The following is a 25970-nucleotide window of genomic DNA, read 5'->3' on the forward strand; positions in this document are numbered from 1 at the left end:
CCCCTCTTGACGTTTCCCCTCGACCCGGTCGTTCAGCTCTCGCCCCTGTTCATGGACCGAACGTGGCCCCTGTTCGTGAACCGAACGTGGCGTTCGGTCACTTGTAGTGACTGAACGTCACGTTCGGTTCGGTGGGACGCGCGCCCGGGAAGGTGTTGCGCCCGGCGGTGACGGTGACGAGGGCTCCAATGACGAGTAGGCCGGCGAGGGCGATGACGTCGGCGATGGATGCCCTGTCGACGACGATTCCGCCCACGAGGGCGCCCGAGGCGATGGCGAGCTGGAATGCGACGACGTAGACGGCCGAGGCGCGGTCGGGGTCGGAGCGCGCGGTGTTCAGGACGGTCGACTGCAGGCATACCGGGACGGTGGTGAAGGCCAGACCCCACAGTCCGATGCCCAGGACGCTCAGTGCTGCAAGGGAACCCGGGGCGGAGAGCACGGTCGTCCACAGCAGGGTGAGTGCGGCGACAACGACGGACAGTGCACCGATGGTGGATCGCCTCGGCCAGCGATCGAAGGTCCTGCCGACGATCCAGATACCGACGACTCCGCACAGCCCGTACAGCAGCAGCATCGCGGTCAGGGTCGTTCCGACGGACCCGAGGCCGCGGTCCACGATCAACGAGAAGTACGTGTACGCGACGAAGTGGCCGAGCACTGCGAGAAACGTTGCAACACAGATCATCACCAGCGATCGGTCGAGGACGCGTGCCCGTGATCCGGGGCCCGGGCCGGCGTCGGCGACCTTCATCGTCGGCAGCACCGCGAACAGCGTCACCGCGATGATCCCCGCGACGGCACCGATGCACACGGCCGCTGTGCGCCAGCCGAGCCACTGGCCGAGGGCAGCGGTCACCGGATTGCCTGCCACCAGCGCCAACGACGTTCCGGCGTAGACCGTCGCGATGGCCTTGCCTTTGCGTTCCGGGGCGACGAGCGATGCTGCGACCGGTGCGACCACTGCCCAGAACACGCCGTGCGTTGCAGCACAGATCATTCGAGCGACGACCAGCATCGGATATCCGATGGCTACCGCGGACAGCAATTGCGACACCGCGAGTGCGCCCACGGTCACCACGACCACTGTTCGACGCGGCCACCTGCGCACGAACGTCATGAGCGGCATCGTCATCACCGCGACTCCGTAGGCATAGAACGTCAACAGCAGGCCGACGCTCGATTCACTGACCCCCATGTCCGACGAGATCTCCGGCAGCAGCCCGACGGGCAGCGCCTCGGCGGTCACGTAGACGAAGGCCGCGGCCGCAAGAACGAGAAGCTTGGCGAGAGATCTACCGTCACCCATGTTGTGTATCGTTACACATGTCGACGAGGAACGCTAGTGTGAACGCATGCACCCCCGCCCGACCATGGCCGACGTCGCCGCCGCCGCGGGCGTGTCCACGATGAGCGTCTCCTACACCTACAACCAACCGACACGCGTCTCCGACGCCACCAGGACGCGAGTCCTCGCTGCAGCGGAGCGCCTCGGATACACCGGCCCGCACACGGGCGCACGATCGCTGCGCAGCGGCAAGACCAACAACGTGGGCGTCGTCCTCAGCGAGAAACTGACGTATTCGTTCGAGAACCCCCAGGCCCGCGCGTTCCTGACCGGAATCGCCGAGGCCTGCCTCGACACCGACTCCGGACTCGTCCTGCTGCCCAATGGAGGCCGGTCTCAGCCGAATTCGCCGGCGAAGGCCGATCTGGAGCGCATACGCGGCGCTCAGGTCGACGGGTACGTGTTGTGGACCACGGTGTCCGACGACCCGATGCTGGACGTCGTGATCGGCACCGGCAAGCCGGTCTGCATCCAGGGCGGACCCGTCGTCCCGGGCGCAGCAATGATCGGGATCGACGATTCGGCAGCAGCACTCGCAGTCGGGCAAGTAGGACTGCGACAGTCGACAAAGCCTGCAGTGATCAGCTTTCCGCGCAATCGCGACCGCGTCGTCGAAATCGTGCACGGCCCCGACCCGGCCGACGCCACCTTCCCGGTCACCGCCGCACGCCTCGCCGGCTTCCGCCGAGCCGTCGTCGACGCGGGTTTCAAGTGGGAGTCCACTCCCGTCGCCTTCGCCGGATCGAACGCGTCCCCCGAAGGCGCCGACGCGGCACGGCGACTCGTCGACGCCGACGCACTTCTGTGTTGCAGTGACGACCTCGCGCTCGGGGCACTCGATGTCGTCGGCCCGCTCGACGGCTGCGACGGCGTTGCGATCACCGGCTGGGACGATTCCGATGCGGCCCGAGCCGCCGGTCTGACCACCGTCGCGCAATCACTGTTCGATCAGGGCTGCGACGCAGCGCGCTGGGTGCTCGGCTCCCTCGACCGCATCCCCGAGAGCCCATGGTCGGTGCAGGTCCGGAATTCGACGAGACCCGCGCGCCCCCACTAACCGGGTAATTCACACTCGTAGTCGCCTCAAAAAGGGGAATACGACCTGTTTGTAGCGCATAAGCAAACTTCGGGTTATGGTGAACGCGGCCGACCGGCCACGGGGGGGAAGTATGAACCGAGAGACACCCATGCCCCGCCCTGCCGTCGAGAATCCATTTGCCGTTCCTCAGGCCGAGCTGGACCTGCTGTCCGACCCCCTCGTGCTGGTCGATCGAGATTTCGTCGTCACCTACGCAAATCCCGCTGCCGCGGCGCTGCTCACGGCGCCGATCGACACCCTTGTCGGACGATGCATCGACGCCTGGTTCACCGATCCCGCCTGGACCGCGTTCGTCTCCTCCTGCAACGGCCCAGGAGTGTACGAGGACTTCTCGTACACCCTGCAGAAATGGCTGTCCTACCGCACCGTCAAGGGCAGTTCCGGGCACGCGATCTGGGCAACGGACATCACCAGCGAGCGGCTCGGAGACACCCGCGTCGAATGGACCGACGACCTCGCGCGCACCATGCTCGACGCCGTTCCGTCCGGCGTCGTCGTCCTGGACGTCGACGGGGTGGTCGTCCTGGTCAACAGCGTGTGGTCCACGTTCTGGGCGGATCGACCACAGACCGACGGGTGCCTCCCCGGAACCAATTACTTCGACCTGTGGGCACCGGCAATCGCCCGAGGGAACGACACCGCAATCTCACTGGTCGACGGCCTGCGCGCCCTGATCTCCGGATCCGGGCAGGTCTTCTCCTCCAACCACAGATTCGGGTCCGTGGTCTACCGAATCCGAGCCACCCGCCTCGCCGACGGCGGCATCTACCTCACCCACACCGACATCACCGCGCAGGCCGCGGAGGCGCCCGTCCGCCAGGATCCCCTGACCGGTCTGCCGAACCGCGACGAGATCGAAGCGCTCCTCGCCACCGAACTCGCGGTGCGCTCCGACGAGAACGAAGTGAGCATCCTGCTCGTCGACATCGACGGCTTCCGTGAATTCAACGACGCACTCGGCCCCGTACACGGCGACGAACTTCTCCAGCAGGTCGCGGAAAGAATCGCCGCCTCCACCCGGCCCAACGACACCCTCGGCAGGCTCACCGGCGACGAGTTCGTCGTCATCGCCCGAGGCTGCCAGTCGATCGCTGCTCGAGCCCTCGCCGCCGGCTTCTCCAGTGTCCTCGAACCGTCCTTCACCGTCGACGACCGTCAGCTGACGGTGACCGCGAGCGTCGGCGTCGCCACCTCGGGACCGGATTCCGACGACCCGGTCCAGCTCATCCACGACGCCACCACCGCCATGCACGCAGCCAAGAACCTCGGCCGCAGCAGCCACCAGGTGTTCTCGGCGGATCTGCGCGACAGCAACCGCACACGCCTCGAACTCGTCGAACGCCTCCGCGGAGTCGCGATGGCCGAACACGAGCTGCAGATGGTCTACCAACCCATCGTCGAACTCGCGTCCGGCGCAGTCATCGGCGCCGAAGCACTGATCCGGTGGAACCACCCTGAACTGGGCCTGCTGATGCCGGACAGCTTCATCGGTCTCGCCGAAGACGCAGACCTGATCATTCCGCTCAGCAACTGGATCCTCTCGCAGGTCTGCCGCACCCTCGCCGCCTGGCAGTGCAAAGACCTGAACATTCAGGTCGGCGTCAACGTCAGCCCACTCCACTTCGCCGCAGGCACACTCGCCACCGACGTCAACAGCATCATCGACTCCCTCGGAATCGAACCGGGCCGGCTGGTCCTCGAACTCGCCGAGTCGAAATCGCTGCACGACATCGACGCAGTGCACTACCAACTGATGGATGTCCGACGCCACGGATCCCTCATCGCCATTGACGATTTCGGCTCCGGCTTCTCCTCCCTCGAACGCCTCGCCACCCTGCCCGTCGACATCCTCAAAATCGACAAATCACTCACCCAACACCTCGACAGTCGCGACCTACAGCGCAGACGAGCCATGACCTCGCTCTGCAAGGCCGTCGTCGACGTCACACACGATCTCGGACGCGACACCGTCGTCGAAGGCATCGAGACCAAAGACCAACTCGCCAGCTGCGTCGACATGGGCGTCACATTCGGGCAAGGTCATCTACTGGGCAAGCCCATGACCGCACCACAGCTCGAAACGATCCTGCTGCCGAACGACGCACACAGCGCGTCGGCCTGACACGAGGACACGACGCACCGTGAAGATCGACGACGAAATAGGACGCTTCAGCGAAGCCCGACGCGCCATCCTCTCCAGCGTCAACGCCGACGGCACCCCGCACCTCGTGCCGATCGTCTTCGCCCGCGTGGACGACACCCTCGTCACCGCCATCGACTGGAAACCCAAAAGCACCCAGAAACTCAAACGACTCGAGAACATCCGCGCCGACCCGGCCGTCAGCCTCATCGTCGACAACTACTCCGAGAACTGGAAAGACCTCTGGTGGATCCGCGCCGGCGGTTCGGCCGAAGTCATCGACGCCGACACCGATCGCGGCCGCACCGCCATCGCCGCCCTGGTGAAGAAATACGAGCACTACACCCCCACACCCCCCGACGGCCCCGTCATCGTCATCAGCAAGCTCACCTGGCGATCCTGGCAAGCGTCCTAGAATTCAGCGGCCCCCTTCTTCCCCCTTTCTGCCCCCTTTCTGCCCCCTTTCTGCCCCCTTTCTGGAGCGAAAGTGCCGTTCGGTCAGTCTGACTGACCGAACGGCACTTTCGCTCAGGGGTTGACGAAAAATGACTCGCACTGAATCAGCAACTGATGCAAACTGCACGAATGCGGCCGATCCCCCCAGAACTGATCGAGTTCGACGACTTCGTACTTCGTCGGGAAACGCTTGCCGACGCTGCACCGGTGGCCGAGGCGATAGCGTCGAACATCCCGCGGCTTGCGCCGTGGATGGAGTGGGCCGTCGAGGACGCCACACCCGTCGCAACCCAGGAAAGTCGAATTGCCGACTCTCTTGCACAATGGGATTCGGGTTCGATGTTCGACTACATGATCGCCGGCGGTTCCGGCGATGAATTCCTCGGCAAAGCGGGGATTCGATTAGCGGGACCGGATCACGCGACGATCGGTTATTGGGTCACCGAAGATGCGGAAGGACGAGGAATCGTCACTCGTGTCGCGCGAGCTCTGACGGCCCTCGCCGCGGAGCTCGACGGCATCGTGCGCGTCGAAATCCATTGCGATGCTGCGAACGACCGCAGTCGGGCGGTACCCGAGCGCCTCGGATACCGCCTCGACCGCGTGATCGATCACCCGATCACGACGTCGCATCAGACCGGCCGTCAAATGATCTGGATCTACGACGCGTCCTGACGCCACTCCGATCGTGGGATTGCAACTACCCTCGGCCGCGGGCGGTTCCGGGCTCTGTCGTAAGCGTGTCGCAGGTCGTCGATTACTGTATTGGGTTGAGAATGAATCGCTTTGGGAGTATGCGCGACGAGGACGACATCATGGCTTTCGATGTATGCGCGTCGTTCCAGCGTCTTCTCGAACGCCTCAGGAGAAGAGTGGTGTTTGAAGGATTCGATTTCCTGTGCCATTCCTACCTCGTCCCACCAGTTGTCGACGATTGCAATGAAATCACCGTGGGCAGTCAAGAGCACCTGGTTGGACACCACCGGAGGCAGGCCACTACTTCTGCAGAGTGCCTGAGCGTCGACTTCCGCCACCGAATGCGCGCCGTCGCCGAGTTCGTACAGCACCCTTCTCGGCATGGAAGTTCCTCGTGATGACCCGTCGTCGAGTTCGTTCATCAAAGCGCCGACGTCAACCGCGCCGCGCTGCACGACCTCGGCGACGAGGGCTGTGCATTGCTTGCGATCGGACATCCGGCGGACTGCATCGAGCAAACACCGATCGACCGGCGCGACGGGCAATCCTGCTTTCTTCATCGCGAGCGGCAGACGCGTCGTACGCTCGACACTGACGAACCCTGTAGCTTGACGGCTTCGAGCGTTCGGTATCAGAAGAACGCAATCCGTCGGTTGCGTCGAAGACCCGAACCCGTGCAACGCCAGGCCTGCACGACCGGACAGCATGGAGCCTCGTCCGCCGTACATGACCGCCGCGGTGTTTCTTTGCTGCCTGGTCGGCTGACCATTGTGTAGAAGGACCAGTCCGGGCAAGATTCGTTGCCACGGCCCACCGGCGGTTCTGTCTACTACCGTTTGCGCCCCCACTCCGAGCCTCCTCAAATCTGCCGTACGAATCACACCATTCCGTGCATGACGCATCAGTAGTTCCCGATCGTCCGCCCACTCGCCCCGTTTCATGCTGGCCATCGAATACGAAGGGTCGGACATTCTGCACCGTAATCCCGGCTGCCTGTGGATAACTGCCCGACGCTGTGGATAAGTGTCCGAAGCACCGATTGACCAACCCCACGTTCGCTCCGAAACGAACGCGCACGAACACAGGCACGAGGCCGCACCCAACCGAGCGAAAGTGCCCTCCAGTCCGTCAGACTGACCGAACCCCACGTTCGCTCCGGAACGCCGCGGCAAACTCCGCCGGAAACAGGCGGAAACTGGGGGGGTAGCGGACACCGGTCGACGGCGGGGCCGGGGGTACGTAGGGTCGAGGTGGTGACCGGGGACACTCGGGTTCGCATGTGGAGGGGAATCATGGCGATATCGGATATTCAGGAATATGCCCATTTGACCGAGGCGGATATCGAGGCGCTCGGTGCGGAGTTGGATGCGATCCGGCGTGATGTCGAGGATTCTCGTGGTGAGCGGGATGCCAGGTATGTCCAGCGAACCATCACGTTTCAGCGGTCGTTGATGGTTGCGGGCCGGGCGGTGTTGTTCGCGAGCAAGAAGAGGCCTGCGTGGTTGCTCGGTACTGCGTTGCTCGGTGCGGGGAAGATCATCGAGAACATGGAGTTGGGGCACAACGTCATTCACGGTCAGTGGGATTGGATGAACGATCCTGAGATCCATTCCAGTAACTGGGAGTGGGACAACACGTGCCCGTCGTCGGGGTGGAAGCATTCGCACAACTTCACGCATCACAAGTACACCAACATCGTCGGTTTGGACAACGATGTCGGTTACGGCATTCTGCGCATCACGCGCGATCAGGAGTGGCATCCGAAGTATGTCGCGCAGCCGCTGGTGAATGCGTTGCTGGCGACGTTCTTCGAGTGGGGCGTGGCGCTGCATCACCTGGAGACCGACAAGCTTAAGACCGGCGAGGTGAAGTGGGAGGACAAGAAGGAGATGGCGGTCGACGTCGTCCGCAAGATCGGAAAGCAGGTGGGCAAGGATTACGTTCTTTTCCCGTTGCTGACCGGCCCTGCGTGGAAGTCGACGCTCACGGCGAATGTCGTCGCCAATCTCATTCGGAATTACTGGTCGTACGCGGTCATTTTCTGCGGTCACTTTCCCGATGGCGCGGAGAAGTTCACGCTGGAGGAATACGAGACCGAGACGCAGCCGGAATGGTATCTGCGACAGATGCTGGGGAGCGCCAATTTCGAGGCAGGCAACACGTTGGCGTTCATGAGCGGCAACCTCTGCTATCAGATCGAGCATCACCTGTTTCCGGACCTACCGAGCAATCGCTACGCGGAGATCGCTCCCAGAATTCGGCAGTTGTGCGACAAGTACGACCTTCCGTACACGACGGGTTCGCTTGCGCACCAGTACGGACAGACGCTGCGCACCATTCTGAAACTGTCCTTGCCGAATCGACTGCTCTCCGCGACCTCGGACAATGCGCCGGAAACGTCGTCCGAGCTGAAGTTCCGCATTCGCGGTGGAATCAAGGAAGTGTTCGGTGTGGATCCGGCGACGGGCCGGCGCCGCGGCCTGAAAACTGCATTGGGAATGCTGAAGCAGCACACACCGGTCCATCCCGCCTGATCCGCGGCGGGTGATTACCGCGCCGCGAGGCGCCGAATGATCACTCGAAGTCGGTCCTCGGCGCTACCGTTACCTCGGCTGTTTTCGAAGCAGCCGACGAAGGGAACGGCAAGCGCCGAGGGCAGGAGCGGATCGTGACGAGCACACCGGTGACATCGGAGTCGACGAAGAATCCAGAACACCGCACTCCGCGGGCATTCACGCCGCCGGAGCACGGGCGTCTGCGCGAGGTGCCGCACATCTCCGGGCTCGTCCTCGGGGTGTTCGCGGTACTGGTGTTTCTCTGGAGCCTGTCTCCGGCGCTGCGCGCCGTCATCCGTGTGCCACGCGAGTACATCGACAACTACTACATCGACGCACCGGACACTTCGCTCGCGTGGGCTCTGGTGCTCGGGCTCACCGCAGCCGCCCTCGCGAGCCGCAAACGCATCGCCTGGTGGTTCCTGACGCTGTATCTCGTGCTCGTCGCGGTCAGCAACCTGGCGGATGTGATCGACGGCAACAACATCAGTGCGTGGATCGCGCTGGGCGTGCACATCGTGATCGTCGGTGTGCTCATCGCCGCTCGCAAGGAGTTCTACACCCGTGTTCGACGCGGTGCGGCGTGGAAGGCTCTGGGTGTACTGATCCTCGGCGCGGTCGTCGGAACGCTGGTCGGCTGGGCGCTGGTCGCTCTGTTCCCCGGCACACTCCCGGAGAACCAGACGTTCCTGTGGGCGTTCAACCGAGTCACCGCCCTCGCAACCGTCGACAACGAGCAGTTCGACGGCCGCACACACGTTTTCGTCAACACGCTCTTGGGCTTGTTCGGGGCGCTCGCACTGTTGGCGGCCGTCGTCACGTTGTTCCGGTCGCAGCGCTCGTCCAACGCACTGACCGGTAGCGACGAGTCCGCGCTTCGCGGCCTGCTGGACAAGTGGGGCGCCGACGACTCGCTCGGATACTTCGCGACCCGCCGCGACAAGGCCGTCGTGTTCGCACCGAGTGGCAAAGCCGCCGTCACCTACCGTGTCGAAATCGGGGTGTGTCTCGCCAGCGGCGATCCCATCGGCAACCCGGAGGCATGGCCGCACGCAATCGATGCCTGGCTGGACCTGGCGGAGAAGTACGGGTGGACGCCCGCGGTCATGGGCGCGAGCGAGACGGGCGCCACGGCGTTCAAGCGGGCGGGGTTGAACGTTCTCGAACTCGGCGACGAGGCCATCCTCGACACCAAGAAGTTCAACCTCGCCGGCCGGGAGATGAGGCCGGTCAGGCAGGCGGTCAACCGCGCCCGCAAGGCAGGCGTCACAGTGCAGATACGACGCCACCGCGACATTCCGGCTCAAGAGATGGCCGACATCATCCGGTGCGCCGACGAGTGGCGTGACACCGAGACCGAGCGTGGGTTCTCGATGGCGTTGGGCCGCCTCGGCGATCCTCTCGACGGTGACTGCCTACTGGTTCAGGCCCGCGAGGGCGAGAAGACCGTCGCGGTGCTCTCGCTCGCTCCGTGGGGCCGCACCGGAGTGTCGCTCGATCTGATGCGCCGCGACCCGCAGGCACCGAACGGTGTGATCGAGCTTCTGGTCACCGAATTGGCAACCGGCGGAGATCAATTCGGAATCAGTAGGATCTCGTTGAACTTCGCGGTGTTCCGTGCGGTCTTCGAGGAGGGCAGCCGCATCGGCGCAGGCCCTGTCCTGCGGATCTGGCGGTCGGTGCTGGTGTTCTTCTCCCGGTGGTGGCAGCTGGAGGCTCTGTATCGCTCCAACCTGAAGTACCTGCCGGACTGGGAGCCCCGGTACCTGTGCTTCGCGGACAACCGTGAGCTTCCCAAGGTCGGCATCGCGTCGGCCATCGCCGAAGGGTTCCTGACGCTTCCGAGCTTCCGGCGCGCCCACAAGCACACCGGTTCTCACACGGCGGTCCCGGCGGCCCTGGCGGACACCGCCGACATCCACGCCGACGGCAGCGGCCCCGATCAGATCGACGAGGACGACGAGCCCCAGCGGGGCCCCAAGCGTCCCGACCAGGTGCGGGTGCGGCTCGCGAAGCTCCAGCGGTTGAACGACGAGGGCACCGAGGGTTATCCCGTCGCCTATCCCCCGACGCATTCCGTCGCCGAAGCACTGGCCGCCCCGCAGGGAACGACGGTCCGCATCGCCGGCCGTATCCTGCGCAACCGCGACTACGGCGGCGTCGCGTTCGCGGTCGTGCGGGACTGGACGGACGACATCCAGGTGCTGTTCGACCGGGAACGCGTCGGCGACAGGTTGGACAGTTTCGACTCCGACTTCGACCTCGGCGACCTCATCGAGGTCAGTGGCACCATCGGCCGCAGCAAGAAGGGTGAGCTCTCGCTGCTGGCCGCGGAGTGGCGGATGAACGCCAAGTGCCTGCACCCGCTGCCGGACAAGTGGAAAGGACTGCAGGACCCGGAGTCCCGCGTGCGTCAGCGCTACGTCGACCTCGCGATCAACCGCAGTGCCCGTGACCTGATGATCGCGCGCAGCAACGTCGTGAAGTCTCTGCGGGATTCACTGTCCGACCGCGGCTACATGGAAGTCGAGACTCCGATCCTGCAGCAGGTGCACGGAGGTGCCAACGCAGCGCCGTTCATCACTCACATCAACGCGTACAACCTCGACCTCTATCTCCGTATCGCTCCGGAGCTGTACCTGAAGCGTCTGTGCGTCGGCGGCATGGACAAGGTGTTCGAAATCGGTCGGGTCTTCCGCAACGAAGGCGCGGACTTCAAGCACAATCCGGAGTTCACGATCCTCGAGGCGTACGAGGCACACAGCGACTACGAGCGCGCAATGGTGCTGTGCCGCGAGCTGATTCAGAAAGCAGCCGTCGCGGCACACGGGCGCGAGATCATCCTGCGTCCCGACGGACCGAACGGCGAGATGATCGAGATCGACATCTCCGGGGAGTGGCCCGTCAAGACACTGCACGGAGCCGTCGCGGAGAAACTCGGCGTCGACGTCGCGCCCAGTACACCGCTCGCGGAACTGCAGCGACTCTGCGACGAGAACGACATTCCCTACGAGAAGGAATGGGACGCAGGGGCCGTCGCGCAGGGAATGTACGAGCACCTGGTCGAGGACTACACCGAGTTCCCGACGTTCTACAAGGACTTCCCGACATCGATGTCGCCGCTGACTCGGCCGCACCGGTCCATACCGGGCGTCGCGGAGAAGTGGGACCTCGTCGCCTGGGGCGTGGAGTTGGGTACGGCGTACAGCGAACTGACCGACCCGGTCGATCAACGTCAGCGTCTGACCGAGCAGTCGTTGCTTGCAGCAGGCGGCGACGAGGAGGCGATGAGTCTCGACGAGGACTTTCTGCAGGCCCTCGAGTACGGCATGCCGCCCACCGGTGGACTCGGCATGGGCGTCGACCGTGTCGTCATGCTCATCACCGGTGGCTCCATCCGCGAGACCCTCGCGTTCCCGCTCGCCAAACCCCGGCAGTAATTGTTCAACGTGAAACAATTTGCGCCCGGGCAGTTCGTGACCGTCGACGACCTGACAACTCACGTCGTCCTGTCTCATGCGCAGGGTGAGGACGGATTCGGTGCCGCGCCGACGGTGGTGCTGTGCGGCGGCCTCGCGAGCAATTGGTTCGACTGGGACGACTGCGTCCGAATTCTGTCCCCGTTCCACACCGTCGTGGTGTTCGATCGGCCGGGCTTCGGGCTGAGCGAACCGCTTCCCGACGACCGGGTCCCGACGGTTGCCGACGAGGCCGCCCGCATTCTCGCCGTCCTCGACTCCTTGGAGCTGACGAGCCCGGCGGTGATCGTCGGGCACTCGATCGCCGGTTTCTACGCCGAGGCCTTCGCGAGGCTGTATCCGCAGCGGACCGCCGGTGTGCTGCTGCTCGACTCCAGTGCCGAACGCGACCCGTGGGTCGTTCTTCCGAAACCGTGGCGAGTTGCCGGGGCCCACCTGCTCGCGGCGGTGGCGTCGGGCAGCGGTCTTCAGTTCCTTCTGGGACCGACGGTCCGCAGGATTCTGAACCACTCCATCCCACCCGACGGCATTCCGCTCGAGACGCTGGACTGGACCCGGCGGATCTACCGGAGACGGTCGTATCTGAAAGCCGCCCTGATCGAGGACTTCGTCTACCCGGACATGGCCGCGGAGTTGAACGAAATCCGGCGTCGAACACGATTCGAGACCGCGGCGATCGTCGCGGCCGCGCACACCGGCAGGCAAACGCCGTGGGGTCGCTGGTGGCTGCGCAAGCAGGCGCGGCTCGCCGGATACCTGGGAGCCGAGTTCGCCGTGGTGGACCACGCCCATCATCACGCGATGATCGATCAACCCGCGGACGTCTCCGCTCTCATCGTGAGGTTGGTGTCACATCACAGGAGCATCGACACGTAACGTGTTCTGTCGAGCCCGTTGCCCAAGACCCGAGCCGAAGCCCGGCGATGGCACGGTAGCCACCGAGAGGAACTGAAGATGGGTGCGATCAGCACAACGCAAGGCCGGCAGACCAAGCTCCTCGGCTTGGGAGTCCACCGACCCGAGCGGGTGGTGACCAACGACGAGATCTGCGAGTTCATCGACTCGAGCGACGAGTGGATCCAGACTCGATCGGGCATCAAGAACCGCCGGTTCGCAGAACCCGAAGAGAACGTCGTCCAGATGTCGATCTCCGCAGGCAAGAAGGCGCTCGAAGCCAGCGGCATCGCCGCCGAGCAGATCGACACCGTCATCGTCGCGACGTCGACGCACCTCGAGTTGACGCCCCAGGCTGCCGCGAAGGTCGCACACGGCCTCGGCACCAAGGGCCCCGCCGCGTTCGACATCTGCGCAGGCTGCGCCGGCTTCTGCTACGCGCTCGCTGTCGCATCGGACCTGGTGAAGGCCGGAACGGCACAGTACGTCCTCGTCATCGGTGCCGAGCAGCTCAGCCTGACCACCGACCCGTACGACCGCACCACTCGCTTCATCTTCGCCGACGGCGCAGGCGCAGTAGTCGTCGGACAGAGCGACGAGACCGAGATCGGCCCCGTCGTCTGGGGATCGGACGGATCGCAGTCCGACGCCATCGTCCAGACCATCGACTGGTACGACTACATCACCGGCGAGGACGCCGAACGTCCGTGGATCAAGATGAACGGCATCTCCGTGTTCCGTTGGGCCGCGTTCGAGATGGGCAAGGCAGCACAGAAGGTCCTCGACGTCGCCGGCATCAAAGCCGACGAACTGCATGCCTTCGTCCCGCACCAGGCCAACAGCCGCATCACCGAACTCCTCGCCAAGAGCCTGAACCTGAACGAGGAGACCCCGGTCGCCAACGACATCGCCGAGACCGGCAACACGTCGGCCGCGTCGATCCCACTGGCCATGGAGGAACTACTCCGCACCGGCAAGGCCAAGGAAGGCGACACCGCGCTGCTGCTCGCATTCGGTGCAGGCCTCTCCTACGCCGGGCAGGTCGTCAAACTCCCCAAGCTGTAACCGGTTCTGACTTGATCTGATCTGGTCGAGGTTGTGGACGACAATCCGATGATTTTCGTCCACAACCTCGGACTCGTCGGCGGTTAGGCTGGGCGTCATGCCGAAGCCACCGTTGCCTGCAGATGCCATCGAACTTCTGAAGAAGCCCAATCCCGCTGTCATGGCGGTTGTTCGTGCCGACGGAACGCCCATCACGGCGCCGACGTGGTACCTCTGGGAGGACGACAAGATCGTTCTGAACTTCCAGGCCGATCGCAAGCGTCTCGAGCACATTCGGGCGAACCCGAAGGTGTCGATCTCGGTGCTCGACGAGGCGAGTTGGTACACCCACGTCACCATTCACGGCACCATCACGCTGCAGGACGATCCGGGTCAGGTCGACATCGACCGGATCTCCACGCATTACACCGGTGAGCCGTACCCCGTGCGGGACAAGGAGCGCGTCACCGGGCTGCTCGAGGTCGACGCCTACGTCGGCTGGGGCAAGATCGGTTCCTAGCTTCCGGTGCCGATTGCCCGATTTGTCCGAGAGTGCAACACTCGGGCATGACCTATCCGCAGGGCACCCCGTACGGGCACTACGCAAGGCCTGTCCCCGGCCCGCCCCGGACCAACTCCACCGCTGTCGCGGCACTGATCTGCGGCGTGGTGGGGTTGTTCACCGGGCTCGTCGGCTTCGTCGCCATCGTTCTCGGCCACATCGCTCGGAGTCAGATCAAGCGGACGGGCGAGGACGGCGCCGGAATCGCGCTCGCCGGGCTGATCCTCGGTTACGTCAGCGTGGTGCTTCTGTTCGTCGTGATCGCCGTCTTCTTCTGGATCGCGGTCCTGTTCGTCAACGCATGATGCGAGGCTGCCGCAATCAGGGCCAGTACCGCGAGGCCCATGACGAACAGTGCCATCGCGGTCCACCCGAACTGCTGGTACACCACGCCGCCGAGCCAACCGACGACGGACGAGCCGCCGTAGTAGAAGAGGTTGTACAACGACGTCGCCTGCGCACGCCCGACGGTCGCGCGTTGACCGGTCCAGCCCGACGCGATGGCGTGGGCCGCGAAGAACCCGACGGTCAGGATCACCAGGCCGACGAGGATGACGATCAGGTTGCTGCTGATCGTCAGGCCGACGCCCGCGATCATCAGCAGCGTGGACCCGGCCAGAACCCCGGCTCGACCGTGGCGAACGGCAAGCTGACCGGCGACACGTGAGGACACCGTGCCGCTGAGGTAGGCGAGAAAGATCAGGCTGATCAGCGACTGCGGCAGACCGAAACCGGATCCTTCCAGGCGGAATCCGAGGAAGTTGTAGATCGCGACGAATCCGCCCATCAACAGAAACGCCTGCGCGTACAGCACCAGCATTCCCGGTTCTTTCAGGTTGGCCCGCAGGCGGGTGCCGAGCGACGGACCGGCCGAGTCACCGGCTCGAAAGCGTCGGGGCGCCGGTGCGAGGATCAGGAACAACGTCGCGGCGACGGCGGCGAGGATCGACACCGTGAGGGTGCCGATGCGCCAGTTGGTCACCTCCGCGACCGGTCCGGCGACGATGCGGCCGAGCAGACCCCCGAGTGTCGTGCCCGAGACGTAGGTGGCGGCGGCGAGTGCCGTGTGGTTGCGATGGACTTCCTCGCTCAAGTAGGCGATCGCGATGGCCGGGAGTCCACCGAGCGCTGCACCTTCGAAGAATCGTATGGACAGCAGCACCGGCAGCGACGACGACAACGGCACCACCAGGCCGAGGATCGTGGCGACGACGATCGAGATGCTCATGGCCTTGACGCGACCGATGCGGTCGGCCACGACGGACCACGGCAGCACCGACACCGCGACACCGACGGTGGCCAATCCCACAGCCAGGGAGGACTGGGACGGTGTGATCTCGAGGCCGGAGGCGATCAGAGGCAGGATCCCCTGGACCGAGTAGAGCTGAGCGAACGTGGCGATACCCGCGAACAACAGGGCCGCCACCAGGCGCTTGTACTCGCGCGATCCACGAGGGTGGCCTTCCCACTCCAGTGTCACGTCGGTCGTCGCAGTCATGACGACAACGTTAGGCCGGGAAACTATCACGGTCCAATGCATGATCGGGTTCGAATTCATGCATCAGCGTTATGATTTGCTCATGCGCGACGAGGCCCGTCACCTACTTCCTCTGATACCGGCGATCCTCGCGGTCGCGGAGACCGAGCACATGACCGAAGCATCCGAGCTTCTCGGCGTCCCCCAACCGACTGTCAGCCGGCAGATCGCCCGGGCGTCGAGCATCCTCGGGGTACAGCTCGTCGAACGGAGCGGACGCGGTATCGCGCTCACCACCGCGGGCCGAATACTCGTCCCGTACCTGCAACGCGTCGCCGTCGACCTCGAAGCCGGCCTCGACGCCGCGGGGGAACACGATGCGAACGCTCGGGGCCGCATCGCCATCAGCTTCCAGAACACCCTCGGTGAGGACATCGTTCCGGCGTTGATCCGGCAATTTCGCGGGGACCACCCGGCGGTGACTTTCGACCTGGATCAAGGCGCGCGGGCACGGTGCCTGGACCGTCTCGACGACGGGCTGGCCGATCTCGCCTTCGTCTCGCTCAGCGCCGAACACACCGAGGCCAACTCGTTCCAGCTCTACGACGAGCGGCTCGTCCTCGTCGTACCCGCCGACCACCGTCTGGCGCGTGCGCGTTCGGTCCACGTCCGGGACACCGCAGGCGACAGCTACATCGCGATGGGTCACGGTTACGGGATGCGGTCGATCTGCGAAGACCTGTGGGCCGACGCCGGGATAGCACCGGACATCGAATTCGAAGGCCGAGACATTCACACCGTGCGGGGCCTGGTCGGCGCGGGCCTGGGCATCTCGATCCTGCCTCGATCCCGTGGCCTGGGTCCCGAGGTCGTCGAGGTGAAGATCTCCGATCCCGCGGCTCGACGAAGAATCGGCATGGTGTGGTCCGGCAGGACGGCAGCCGGGCAGGTGCACGCTTTCCGGACGATGGTGATCCGCAGCGGCAGATCGCTCGTGGTTAGGTGATCGTGTGCAGCTGATCCTGATTCGACATGCGCTCCCCCTGCGATCCGACGAATCCGCCGATCCGCCCCTCGCCGAACTCGGACACGAGCAGGCCGGTCGCCTCCCCGACGCACTGTCCCGCTTCCCCATCACCCGGACGATCGCGAGCACTCAGCTCCGGGCAGTGCAGACCGGCACCCCGGTGGCGGCCCAACTGGGACTCGACCTGGGCACCGACGACAGAATCACCGAATACGACCGCGACTTCGGCGGCTACATCCCCATCGAAGATGCACGCACCGAACTCCGCGACGCGTTCGACCGCATCAAGGCTGGCCATCTGCCCGAGCAGGTCGACGAGGCCGCCTTCCGCGCCCGAGTCCTCGGCGGTATCGCGGCCGCGGTCGACGGAATCGAACACACCGACACCGTCGCCCTGTTCGCGCACGGCGGGGTCATCAACATCTTCCTCCAGGACATCCTCGGCACTCCGAAAGCTCTCGGTTTCCCCATCGACTACTGCTCCATCACCCGAGTGCTGTTCTCGCGCAACGGCACCAGATCCGTGTCGTCGGTCAACGAAACCCATCACGTCTGGGACCTGCTTCCACGCAACCGGTAGCGAGCTGGAATCCTCATAGACCTCTTAAACAGGCAGTTCAGAGACGGTTTCGACGCCGTTTCCGCTCGTCGGCTGGTCAACCGGCTCGCGAGAGGCAGTTAGCCTCAGGATCACTATGGGTAAATTCAGTCTCACTCGTCGGCCGTCCGTCGCACTTCTCGCCATCGCTTTTCCGCTGGTGGCTGCTGGTTCGTTCGCGCTCGGCGCCGGCGTCGACCTGACTGCGGACACCCAGCCGACCACGGTCGCGTCCACGGCCGAGGCTCCGACCGAAACCCCCACCGGTGATCCGCTGGCCACCTCGCGGAAGAACCTGCAGGAAGCCGGACTGCCCGTGAGCTTCCTGTCTGCAGGCGTCAGCCAACTCACCGACGGCGGCAACCAGCTCAACGACGGAGTCGTGCAGCTCACCGACGGCATCACCCAGGCACACGACGGCACCGTCCAACTCGCCGACGGGTTCGTGGAGTACCGCGCAGGCATCGGCCAACTCGGTGACGGCGCGTCGCAGATCAGCGGAGGCGTCGACGAGGTCGTGGACACCCTCGCCGGATTCGGTGCCCAGCAGGCTCAGTTCACCGCATCGCTCGAAGCCGCGGCGCAGCAGGTCGACGCGTTCCCCCACCCCGGATCCGACGGTATCTCCGGCCAGATTCGCGGGGTCATCGACACTCTGAACACCCAGGGCTTCGGCCCCGACACTCTGGATCAGTTGCAGACACTCAAGGCGGGAGCCCGCCAGCTCTCCGGGGAACTCAACGACCCGTCGAGCCAATTCCTGTCGGCCACAAGCCAAATCGGCGACGCCACCGTTCAGCTCCGGGACGGGCTGGGACAGCTCGACGACGGCGGTGGCCAGCTGCGGGCCGGCACCGACCAACTCGTGACCGCGGTGGAACCGGTCTCCGGCATCGTCAGCGGCATCCAGACCAACGTCCAGGAAGCAACAGCCGGCCTCCCAACGGCCAAGCAACTGAACAGCGGGAACGCTGCCGCCTCCGACGATTCGACCGACGTGGCAGCAGCCTCCGGCACATCCGGTTCCACGACCTCGGTCGCCCCGTACCTCATCGCAGCACTCGTCGCCGTCGGCGCGGTCGGCGCCGTCAGCCTCGTACGAGTCCTGAGCCGTGACTCCCGTCTGCGGTGGGTTGCCGCCGCCGTCGCAGTGGCAGCCGTCGGAGCGTGCGCAGCTCTCGCGTTCGCCTTCACCGCACCCGACGCCTCGATCGGTGCCCTGATCGGAGCAGGAGCGTTCCTCGTCGTCTCGGCAGGCGCCTACCTCGCGGCCGCGGGTGCCATCCAACGGGTACTGGGATCGACCGTCGGACAGGCGGTGAACGTGGTGCTTCTCGTGGTCCAGGTCGTCGTCTGCGGCGCTGCCTCGGCCAGTAGCGCGGCCATCTGGGGACACCTGTCGGCCTTCATGCCGATGGCGTACACCGCGGCGGGTGCTCGCGAGATCGGTTACTCGTCGATGACGTCGACCGGTTGGCTGGCGTTGGTGCTGACCGCCGCGCTGCTCGTCGTCTCCGGAGTCGTGTACCGGACGTCCTCGCGAACCGAGGGAAGAGCCGCGGAGCTACCGAACCACGCGTAGCGGGTGAATGGCAGGCGGGGCTGCCAAGTGCTCGCCGAATTCGCTCAGCGCCTTCTGTAGGTGCGGGGTCTTCATGTGCGCGTCCAGATCGTCCTCGGACCGCCATACCTCGATGGTCACGAACGTTCCCCGTTCGGCGGCGGATTCGAACAGTTCGTAGGACACGTTGCCGTCCTCGTGCAGTGACTCCGCCGCGAGTTCGGCCAAGCCTGCGCGAACGACGTCCACCGATTCGGGTTTCGCGGTGATCGTTGCGACGACCTTCAGATCACTGAGCACAATTCTCCCTTTCGCCAGTGGTGGGGTGTACGGCAACCACCGAGTCCGACGGTACCGTCATGAGCGCATCCGCATCGGCTGAAACAGATCAAAGGGGAATCGTGAGCGACGTGCACGAGAAGGCGACGCGGAAGGACTGGCTGGGGCTCGCTGTCCTCGTCGTACCCATTCTGCTCGTCTCGATGGACATCTCGGTGCTCTACCTCGCGTTGCCCGCGGTGACCGCCGACCTCGAGCCGAGCAGCAACCAGACCCTCTGGATTCTGGACCTCTACGGGTTCTTCCTCGCCGGACTTCTGATCACGATGGGGTCGGTAGGTGACCGGATCGGCCGACGGCGACTGCTGATGGTCGGCGCCCTCGTGTTCGGTGCCGCCTCGGTACTGGCCGCGTTCTCCACCTCGCCGGAGATGCTCCTGATCGCCCGCGCTCTTCTCGGTGTCGGCGGTGCCACCATCGCGCCGAGCACACTGTCTCTGATTCGCAACATGTTTCGCGACCCCGCGCAACGCAAGGAAGCAATCGGGTTGTGGACGGCAGGTTTCGCCGGCGGCGGCGCGATCGGACCCGTCATCGGCGGTTTCCTACTGGAGCATTTCTGGTGGGGATCGGTCTTCCTCGTCAACATTCCGGTGATGATCGTGATCCTGGTCGCGGCGCCCCTGCTGGTTCCCGAGTTCAAGGACCCCGAGCCCGGCAAGTTCGACCCCATCAGCGTCGCCCTGTCCATCGTCGCGATGCTCGGCATCGTCTACGCGATCAAACACGGTGCACAGGAAGGTTTCGACGTCGCCACCGTCTCCACCGCGGCAGGCGGGCTGGTACTCGGATTCCTGTTCGTCCTCCGGCAACGCAAGGCCAAGGACCCGCTGATCGACGTGACACTCTTCGGCGAACGCGCATTCAGCGCAGCCGTCCTGGTCCAGTTCCTGGTGATCTTCGCACTGACCGGCTTCAGCCTGTTCGCCTCGCAGTACCTCCAACTCCTCGTCGGCCTCGGCCCGTTGGCTGCCGGACTGTGGTTGCTGATCCCCGCTGCGGCAGCGGCAGTCGGTGCCGTCTTCTCCCCGACTCTGAGCAAGATCGTCCCGACGGGCACCATCATCGCCGGCGGACTGGTGCTCATCGCCGTGGGTTCGCTGGCGCTGCACTTCGTCGGCTCGAACTCCGGCATCCCGCTTCTGATCACCGGAATGTCCCTGATCACCCTCGGCGTCGGTGCCGCGTCCACCCTCAACTCCGACATCGTCCTGACCGCCGCCGCACCCGAAAAGGCCGGTGCCGCATCGGCACTCTCCGAGACCGGCGCCGAGCTCGGCGGTGCCGTCGGCATCGCCATCCTCGGCACCATCGGATCCACCGTCTACCGCAACGGCGTCTCCGCCCAGGTACCGCCGAACACCCCCGCGGACATCGCCGGACCCGCCACCGAAACCGTCGGCGGCGGAATGGCAGTGGCCGAGCTACTGCCACCCCCGCTGAACGACATGCTGCGCGAACTCGCCGCACAGAGCTTCGTCGACGGCTTGAACCTGGCTGCCGTGTGGAGCGCAGGGCTCATGGCCGTCTCCGCCGTCGTGGTCTACGGCCTCCTGCGTCGTACCTGATTCATACCGGTGCGGGGGTGCGCTCGCGGTACGCGCGCCAGCCACCGAACTTCGTGATGTCCACAGCCGCGTCGGCCGCCTCGTACGAGCAGCAGAAACCCGTGACCCACCGGCCGTCGGACAGTTCCACCGACGTCAGACCCATCGGCACCGGAAGACCGGCCAGGAACGTGCCCACACCCGCCGCGGACATCCGATACAACTCCCCGGCAATCGCAGCCCCGGTGCCGGAGGCGTGCCGCACCAGACCGGGTTTCGGCGGCGTCGTCCCCAGATCGACCAGGCGATACGCGTCGGACGTCAGGACGTCGCCGAGGAAGCGCGCACCTCGATCGGTCAGCTGGTGGTGCACCGGAAAGCCCTTCAGATGCGCTCCCACGACGAGAACATCGATGCCCTCGGCGACGAGGACAGGTGCCGGGGCCGAGGTGAGCGCAGCAGCGATGTCCACGGCGACCTGATCGTGGAAACCCGGTACGACGACCATGACCCCGAACGGGTCACCGGCACCGGTCGGCTCTCCCGGAACCGCGACGGCCGCCATGTCCAGTAGGTTGCAGAAGTTGGTGAACGTCCCCATTCGCCGATTGACGGCAAGCGGATCCGCCTGTACCGCAGCGATCGTCGGGTGCTCGGTCGTCGTCGGAAGCACTAGCGCGTCGTACCCGTCCAGCAGGGCCACGGCAATGCGCTTGCCTGCGGCAATCGTCGACAGATCGTCGACGTACCGGTGCGCCGACGGCTCGGCGGCCCCGGAGACGATGCGCGCCACCGTAGGGTCCGCTGACGCAGGACTCGAGGCCAGGAACCCTCCCACCGCCGAATACCTTTGCGCGACAACCGCTCCGTCGTACAGCAACGTCGCGATGTCCAGAAGTGGCGAGATGTCCACCGTGTCGTACTCGATCCCCCGTACCCGCAGGCCGGCCACCGTTCTGTCGAACGCATCGCGGTACTCGGGACTCAGTGCGGCGAGGTCCTCGGCTCGGGGCACCGCCACCCTCGGCGTCGGCGACGCAGCGAGCCTCACGTCCACCGGCCACGACCGGCTGCGTGGATCGGCCTCGTCGAACCCGGCCATGACGCGGGTGGCGAGGGTCGCCGTGTCGAGGTCGGCGGCCATCACCGTCACGCAGTCGTAGTCGACGCACGCCGGGACCACACCGGTCGTCGGAACGACCCCGAGAGTCGTCTTGATCCCGACGAGACCGTGGAACGACGCCGGCACGCGTCCCGAACCTGCAGTGTCCGTGCCGATTCCGATATCCGCGATTCCCAGCGCGACCGCCACGGCCGATCCGGAACTGGAACCGCCCGACACTCGCTCGGGATCCCACGCACATCGCACTGCCCCGTACGGGCTTCTCGTCCCGACGAGACCGGTGGCGAACTGGTCGAGGTTGGTCTTGCCGAGAATCAGTGCACCCTGCTCGACGAGCCGGGCCACCGCCGTCGCGGACACCTCGGGCACGTACGAGAACTCGGGGCACGCAGCCGTCGTCGGCAGCCCGGCTACGTCGACGTTGTCCTTCACCGCGACGAGCATCCCCGCGAGGGGCAACGACGCGTCGACGAGGTCCGCATCGGCAAGCACGTCGGCCTCACTGCGCAGCGTGATCCACACCTCGGGACGATCGACCTCGGCAATTCGCGCGTACGCCTGCCGAATCCTGTCATGCAGCTGCATCGGACCCCTCCTTCTTGCTGAACTCGCCCGCTGCCGACCATGCAGCACGCTCGGCATCGAACGCTGCCGCCTGAATCGTGCGGAACTGCTCGATCGACTCGTGTTCGGCGGCGAGGAACTCGTCGTGCTCCGCCAGCGAGAATTCACCGTCGGTGATCTCCACTCCGCCGTTGCCCCTCCCGGCCGCCGTGTCCGCGCGCAGATCCATCAGTTCCTCGGGCTCGACCGGATACCACGAAATCCGGTCGAAAAACCTCAGCAGCCAGGGGCTTTCGGGTTGGAACTGTCCTGGGGAGGCAGGACCGGAGCCTGCGGACTTTGTTTCGGCAGAATAGCGGTGGTTCCAGACCTGAGTTGTGCGGCCGACGAACTGGTAACCACCGGGGCCTTCCATTCCGTAGATGCAGAGGTATGCCCCGCCGATTCCGACAGCGTTCTCCGGGGTCCAGGTACGTGCGGGATTGTATTTGGTGGTGACCAGCCTGTGCCGCGGGTCGAGTGGGGTGGCGACGGGTGCGCCGAGGTAGACGTCACCGAGGCCGAGGACCATGTAGTCGGCTGCGAAGACGGTGTCGAACACGTCTGCGACGGAATCCAATCCGTTCATGCGCCGGATGAATTCGATGTTCCACGGGCACCACGGTGCATCGGACCGGACGCCGTGCATGTAGCGGGCGATGGCTTCGCGGGTCGACGGGTCGTCCCAGGACAAGGGCATGCGGACCGTCCGGGACGGAACGACGAGCTCCGATGCGGCGGGGAGGTCGGATTCGACCTCGTCGAGCACCCCCATCAGCGTCGTGATCGGCAGTACGTCCGGGTCGACCTTGACCTGCAGAGACCGGATTCCGGGTGTCAGGTCCAGCAGTCCCTTCGGGGCGATCGCCTCGATGCGCTGGTGCAGCGCATGTGCCCGTGCGCGCAGTGCCAGGTCCAGCTTCATGTCGCCGTACTCGACGAGCACGTTGTCGTCGCCGGAGCGCCGATACGTCACCGCGGTCTCACCGTCGCGGCGCGCGATGACGCCGTCGTCCCCGTCTCCGCCGGCGGAGAAGACAACCGGAAGCGATGCCCTGCGTTCGAGTCCCAGTGCGCCGAGCGCGGCGGCATGCGCTGCCTTCACCGGTACGAACCTGATGGTGTCCCCCGGCTTCAACTGCCCGAGCTTCCAGCGCTCGGCAGCCACCACGGTGACCGGGCAGACGAAGCCGCCGAGGCTCGGGCCGTCGGGCCCCAGGAGGATCGGGGTGTCACCGGTGAAATCGAGCGCGCCTACCGAGTACGCGTTGTCATGGATGTTCGACGGGTGGAGTCCGGCCTCACCGCCGTCCTCGCGCGCCCATTCCGGTTTGGGACCGATGAGGCGCACACCGGTGCGGTCGGAGTTGAAGTGGACTTCGTACCGCGTCGCGTACAGAGTGTCCATGTCCGCGCGGGTGAAGAACTCGGGCGCGCCGTGCGGCCCCTCGGTCACCGCGATGTCCCACGTCGTCGTCAGGACGGGCCGATGTTCCATCGGAATGGATCGAATGCCGTCTCGACCGGCGCCCCCGGCGACCTCGAGGACGTCTCCTTCGGCAAGGGTGCCGCCGCGGTGGCCCCCGAATTTGCCGAGCGTGAATGTGGCTGCGCTGCCGAGGTAGTCGTCCACCTCGATCCTTCCCTGCACCGTCACGTACACACGCAGGCCTGCGCCGGTGGTGGGTCCGACGTCCAGCACCGCACCGGCCGAGACCAGGACGGGCCGCCACTGAGGCACATCGGTCCCGTCGATCCGCACACGAGCGTCCGCGCCGGTGACGCACACGTAGGTATCGGCGTCGAACGTCAGCGCCGGGCCGGCCATCGCGGACTCGAGACCCGGGGCGCCCTCGGGATTGCCCAGGGCCACATTGCCCAGTCGGAACGACAGATCGTCCATCGGTCCGGACGGAGGAACCCCCACCTTCCAGTAGCCGACGCGTCCCGGCCAGTCCTGCACCGTCGTCAGCATGCCCGGCCGCACGACGGTCATCTTGGTGGTGCTCATGGCCTGGTCACCACCAGACGAACCGACGTCGGGTCGAACCCGTTGCACGGATTGTTGATCTGCGGGCAGTTCGAGACCAGAACCAGGGTGTCCACCTCGGCGCGCAAGGACAGTGACTTTCCGGGCGCGGACAAACCGTCGACGATGCCGAGCGTGCCGTCCGCGTCGACGGGAACGTTCATGAAGAAGTTGATGTTGGACACCATGTCTCGCTTGCCGAGTCCCCACTTGGCGCCCTCGATCAGGAAATTCTCCACGCACGCGTGCTGGTGCCGAGTGTGGTGGCCGTACCGCAGGGTGTTCGACTCCTGCGAGCAGGCGCCGCCGACGGTGTCGTGGTTACCGACCTCGTCGGCGACGATCGTCATCAGCGGTGTCGAATCATCGCTGCGCAGCACGGTTCCGGTGGTGAGGAACAGGTTGCGCTGGGAGGTGACCGTCGCCGCGGCGGAGTACCGGACGGCGTGATCGTCGGCGGCATAGAGCAACGTGTCCACGGCCTGGTTGCCGTGCAGGTCGATCATCGTCAGGACATCGCCTGCCTTCACGACGGCCGACCAGGGGCCCCGGGCGTCGGCGACCTGGTCCAGTACCACTGATCCGAGTGTCGTTGTCATCATGCACCTTTCGGGTTCAGCGCGTTCCAGGCGCTGTCGGTGTTCCATACCGCGCGTTCGTACTCCGGTTCGGTGTTCGCCAGTGCGAGCAACTCCTCCGACGCATCCCAGGCGGTGACGTCGAGCGCCGTCGTACCGAACGTGTCCGCGGGGTCGAGTGGGTGCGCGGTGTTCGCGAGCAGCACGACGACCGGCAGGTGCATCAGTAGATCGACTTCGGTGCCGGGGCCGGCCGAGCCGGTGCTGGTGAGTGCGCCGTCGGCCTCGACGCGTACCCCGTGGAAGAACGAGATCGACGGGGGCAGATCGCGCGGCTCCAGACCGTTCTTGGCAGCGCCGACGGTGAACATCTCGCGGCCCGCCGGCGACGAGGAATGCAGCGCCCCGGTCCCGTACTTCGCCGCATTCGTTGCTGCCGAGGTGGTTCCGCACAGCGCGTCGTGACGACCCGAACTGTCCGCGACGACGGTGGCGAGGACTCTGCCCTGGTCCGACAGCAGCGGATGTCCCGTCGTGACGTACGCCTGCCACGGGACCTTCACCGTGTCGGCCGCATTGAGTCTCTCCCACGGGGCATCGGCGCGGTAGAGCAGCAGGTGGGCGCAGGCGGCGCCGTCGACGTCGCGCAAACGCAGCCGTGTACCGCGGGCCAGGACCTTGGTGGAATACCGGCCGCCGGGAATCGTCTCGGCCCAGGTGAGCGTCACACCGTCGGGGCCGGTGGGGGCGTCGACCTCAGCGGCCTGCGAGCGAGCATGTTCCTTGGCGGCGTGGGTGGTTGCTGTGCTCATGTG

General features: G+C 65.4%; 22 protein-coding genes. 14 read left to right on the forward strand and 8 right to left on the reverse strand.

The window, feature by feature from the left end; all coding sequences use genetic code 11:
- Positions 1–97: 97 nt before the first annotated feature.
- Positions 98–1309, reverse strand: a complete 1212-nt coding sequence (locus tag BH95_RS18580; protein ID WP_037183470.1) for an MFS transporter — start codon at positions 1307–1309, stop codon at positions 98–100.
- 46 nt (positions 1310–1355) lie between these two features.
- Between BH95_RS18580 and BH95_RS18585 the strand changes: the two genes are divergently transcribed.
- From BH95_RS18585 to BH95_RS18600, 4 genes are all read left to right on the forward strand, one after another.
- Entirely contained in the window at positions 1356–2405 is a 1050-nt protein-coding gene (locus tag BH95_RS18585; RefSeq protein WP_037183474.1) for a LacI family DNA-binding transcriptional regulator, read from the forward strand.
- A gap of 112 nt (positions 2406–2517) precedes the next feature.
- Positions 2518–4569, forward strand: coding sequence for a putative bifunctional diguanylate cyclase/phosphodiesterase (locus BH95_RS18590; protein ID WP_037160599.1), 2052 nt, complete (start codon positions 2518–2520; stop codon positions 4567–4569).
- Between the two features lie 19 nt (positions 4570–4588).
- On the forward strand, positions 4589–5002 hold the full coding sequence (locus tag BH95_RS18595) for a TIGR03668 family PPOX class F420-dependent oxidoreductase (protein WP_019665002.1): 414 nt from the start codon (positions 4589–4591) through the stop codon (positions 5000–5002).
- Positions 5003–5172: 170 nt separating this feature from the next.
- Complete coding sequence (locus tag BH95_RS18600; protein WP_230594121.1) at positions 5173–5718, forward strand: GNAT family N-acetyltransferase; 546 nt, start codon at positions 5173–5175, stop codon at positions 5716–5718.
- Here BH95_RS18600 and BH95_RS18605 read toward each other — a convergent pair.
- Positions 5703–6467 (reverse strand): hypothetical protein, encoded by a 765-nt coding sequence (locus tag BH95_RS18605; RefSeq protein WP_230594122.1) that lies wholly within the window; start codon positions 6465–6467, stop codon positions 5703–5705. The two genes, BH95_RS18600 and BH95_RS18605, sit on opposite strands and share 16 nt — an antisense overlap.
- Before the next feature lie 564 nt (positions 6468–7031).
- Between BH95_RS18605 and BH95_RS18610 the strand changes: the two genes are divergently transcribed.
- The 6 genes from BH95_RS18610 to BH95_RS18635 all read left to right on the forward strand — a co-directional run bounded on the left by BH95_RS18610 (position 7032) and on the right by BH95_RS18635 (position 14578).
- Positions 7032–8273: a fatty acid desaturase family protein gene (locus tag BH95_RS18610; protein ID WP_037141007.1), complete on the forward strand. Its 1242-nt coding sequence runs from the start codon at positions 7032–7034 to the stop codon at positions 8271–8273.
- A gap of 221 nt (positions 8274–8494) precedes the next feature.
- Entirely contained in the window at positions 8495–11734 is a 3240-nt protein-coding gene (lysX, locus tag BH95_RS18615; protein WP_371828333.1) for a bifunctional lysylphosphatidylglycerol synthetase/lysine--tRNA ligase LysX, read from the forward strand.
- Positions 11735–12649 (forward strand): alpha/beta fold hydrolase, encoded by a 915-nt coding sequence (locus tag BH95_RS18620; RefSeq protein WP_037183477.1) that lies wholly within the window; start codon positions 11735–11737, stop codon positions 12647–12649. It abuts the gene before it with no gap.
- Between the two features lie 78 nt (positions 12650–12727).
- Positions 12728–13732, forward strand: coding sequence for a beta-ketoacyl-ACP synthase III (locus tag BH95_RS18625; RefSeq protein ID WP_026347775.1), 1005 nt, complete (start codon positions 12728–12730; stop codon positions 13730–13732).
- 97 nt (positions 13733–13829) lie between these two features.
- Positions 13830–14231, forward strand: coding sequence for a PPOX class F420-dependent oxidoreductase (locus BH95_RS18630; RefSeq protein WP_019665012.1), 402 nt, complete (start codon positions 13830–13832; stop codon positions 14229–14231).
- A gap of 47 nt (positions 14232–14278) precedes the next feature.
- Positions 14279–14578, forward strand: a complete 300-nt coding sequence (locus BH95_RS18635; RefSeq protein WP_037160606.1) for a DUF4190 domain-containing protein — start codon at positions 14279–14281, stop codon at positions 14576–14578.
- On the opposite strand, the gene BH95_RS18640 is transcribed toward BH95_RS18635, so the two are convergent.
- Entirely contained in the window at positions 14503–15771 is a 1269-nt protein-coding gene (locus BH95_RS18640) for an MFS transporter (RefSeq protein ID WP_037183479.1), read from the reverse strand. The two genes, BH95_RS18635 and BH95_RS18640, sit on opposite strands and share 76 nt — an antisense overlap.
- Positions 15772–15853: 82 nt before the next feature.
- On the opposite strand from BH95_RS18640, the gene BH95_RS18645 reads away from it, so the two are divergent.
- The 3 genes from BH95_RS18645 (at position 15854) to BH95_RS18655 (ending at position 18957) form a co-directional block, all read left to right on the forward strand.
- Entirely contained in the window at positions 15854–16756 is a 903-nt protein-coding gene (locus BH95_RS18645) for a LysR family transcriptional regulator (RefSeq protein ID WP_230595594.1), read from the forward strand.
- 4 nt (positions 16757–16760) lie between these two features.
- Complete coding sequence (locus tag BH95_RS18650; protein WP_037140827.1) at positions 16761–17357, forward strand: histidine phosphatase family protein; 597 nt, start codon at positions 16761–16763, stop codon at positions 17355–17357.
- Between the two features lie 115 nt (positions 17358–17472).
- Positions 17473–18957: a phage infection protein gene (locus BH95_RS18655; protein WP_037140830.1), complete on the forward strand. Its 1485-nt coding sequence runs from the start codon at positions 17473–17475 to the stop codon at positions 18955–18957.
- On the opposite strand, the gene BH95_RS18660 is transcribed toward BH95_RS18655, so the two are convergent.
- Positions 18940–19236 carry a putative quinol monooxygenase gene (locus BH95_RS18660; RefSeq protein ID WP_019665018.1) on the reverse strand — a complete coding sequence of 99 codons (297 nt, stop codon included), beginning with the start codon at positions 19234–19236 and terminating at the stop codon, positions 18940–18942. The genes BH95_RS18655 and BH95_RS18660 overlap by 18 nt on opposite strands.
- 101 nt (positions 19237–19337) lie before the next feature.
- On the opposite strand from BH95_RS18660, the gene BH95_RS18665 reads away from it, so the two are divergent.
- Positions 19338–20843 (forward strand): MFS transporter, encoded by a 1506-nt coding sequence (locus tag BH95_RS18665; protein ID WP_019665019.1) that lies wholly within the window; start codon positions 19338–19340, stop codon positions 20841–20843.
- 1 nt (position 20844) lies between these two features.
- Here the strand turns inward: BH95_RS18665 and atzF are convergent, their stop codons facing one another.
- From atzF to BH95_RS18685, 4 genes are read right to left on the reverse strand one after another with little or no spacing between them, the layout of a single operon-like run.
- The gene (atzF, locus tag BH95_RS18670) at positions 20845–22530 is read right to left on the reverse strand and encodes an allophanate hydrolase (RefSeq protein ID WP_037183483.1); all 1686 of its coding nucleotides are present in this window, start codon (positions 22528–22530) and stop codon (positions 20845–20847) included.
- On the reverse strand, positions 22517–24559 hold the full coding sequence (locus tag BH95_RS18675) for a 5-oxoprolinase/urea amidolyase family protein (protein ID WP_037183485.1): 2043 nt from the start codon (positions 24557–24559) through the stop codon (positions 22517–22519). Before BH95_RS18675 ends, atzF begins: the two co-directional genes overlap by 14 nt.
- On the reverse strand, positions 24556–25176 hold the full coding sequence (locus BH95_RS18680; RefSeq protein WP_027498899.1) for an urea amidolyase associated protein UAAP2: 621 nt from the start codon (positions 25174–25176) through the stop codon (positions 24556–24558). The genes BH95_RS18675 and BH95_RS18680 overlap by 4 nt, the downstream gene beginning before the upstream one ends.
- Positions 25176–25967: an urea amidolyase associated protein UAAP1 gene (locus BH95_RS18685; RefSeq protein ID WP_019665023.1), complete on the reverse strand. Its 792-nt coding sequence runs from the start codon at positions 25965–25967 to the stop codon at positions 25176–25178. Before BH95_RS18685 ends, BH95_RS18680 begins: the two co-directional genes overlap by 1 nt.
- Positions 25968–25970: the final 3 nt, after the last annotated feature.

The organism is Rhodococcoides fascians A44A, assembly GCF_000760735.1.
Classification (GTDB): Bacteria; Actinomycetota; Actinomycetes; order Mycobacteriales; family Mycobacteriaceae; genus Rhodococcoides; species Rhodococcoides fascians_E.

Bases quoted from the DNA above. Each gene is read 5' to 3' on its own strand.
- BH95_RS18580 (WP_037183470.1), bottom strand. From the start codon at position 1,309: ATGGGTGACGGTAGATCTCTCGCCAAGCTTCTCGTTCTTGCGGCCGCG.
- BH95_RS18585 (WP_037183474.1), top strand. From the start codon at position 1,356: ATGCACCCCCGCCCGACCATGGCCGACGTCGCCGCCGCCGCGGGCGTG.
- BH95_RS18590 (WP_037160599.1), top strand. From the start codon at position 2,518: ATGAACCGAGAGACACCCATGCCCCGCCCTGCCGTCGAGAATCCATTT.
- BH95_RS18600 (WP_230594121.1), top strand. From the start codon at position 5,173: ATGCGGCCGATCCCCCCAGAACTGATCGAGTTCGACGACTTCGTACTT.
- BH95_RS18605 (WP_230594122.1), bottom strand. From the start codon at position 6,467: ATGTACGGCGGACGAGGCTCCATGCTGTCCGGTCGTGCAGGCCTGGCG.
- BH95_RS18610 (WP_037141007.1), top strand. From the start codon at position 7,032: ATGGCGATATCGGATATTCAGGAATATGCCCATTTGACCGAGGCGGAT.
- BH95_RS18625 (WP_026347775.1), top strand. From the start codon at position 12,728: ATGGGTGCGATCAGCACAACGCAAGGCCGGCAGACCAAGCTCCTCGGC.
- BH95_RS18630 (WP_019665012.1), top strand. From the start codon at position 13,830: ATGCCGAAGCCACCGTTGCCTGCAGATGCCATCGAACTTCTGAAGAAG.
- BH95_RS18635 (WP_037160606.1), top strand. From the start codon at position 14,279: ATGACCTATCCGCAGGGCACCCCGTACGGGCACTACGCAAGGCCTGTC.
- BH95_RS18640 (WP_037183479.1), bottom strand. From the start codon at position 15,771: ATGACTGCGACGACCGACGTGACACTGGAGTGGGAAGGCCACCCTCGT.
- BH95_RS18645 (WP_230595594.1), top strand. From the start codon at position 15,854: ATGCGCGACGAGGCCCGTCACCTACTTCCTCTGATACCGGCGATCCTC.
- BH95_RS18655 (WP_037140830.1), top strand. From the start codon at position 17,473: ATGGGTAAATTCAGTCTCACTCGTCGGCCGTCCGTCGCACTTCTCGCC.
- atzF (WP_037183483.1), bottom strand. From the start codon at position 22,530: ATGCAGCTGCATGACAGGATTCGGCAGGCGTACGCGCGAATTGCCGAG.
- BH95_RS18675 (WP_037183485.1), bottom strand. From the start codon at position 24,559: ATGAGCACCACCAAGATGACCGTCGTGCGGCCGGGCATGCTGACGACG.
- BH95_RS18680 (WP_027498899.1), bottom strand. From the start codon at position 25,176: ATGACAACGACACTCGGATCAGTGGTACTGGACCAGGTCGCCGACGCC.
- BH95_RS18685 (WP_019665023.1), bottom strand. From the start codon at position 25,967: ATGAGCACAGCAACCACCCACGCCGCCAAGGAACATGCTCGCTCGCAG.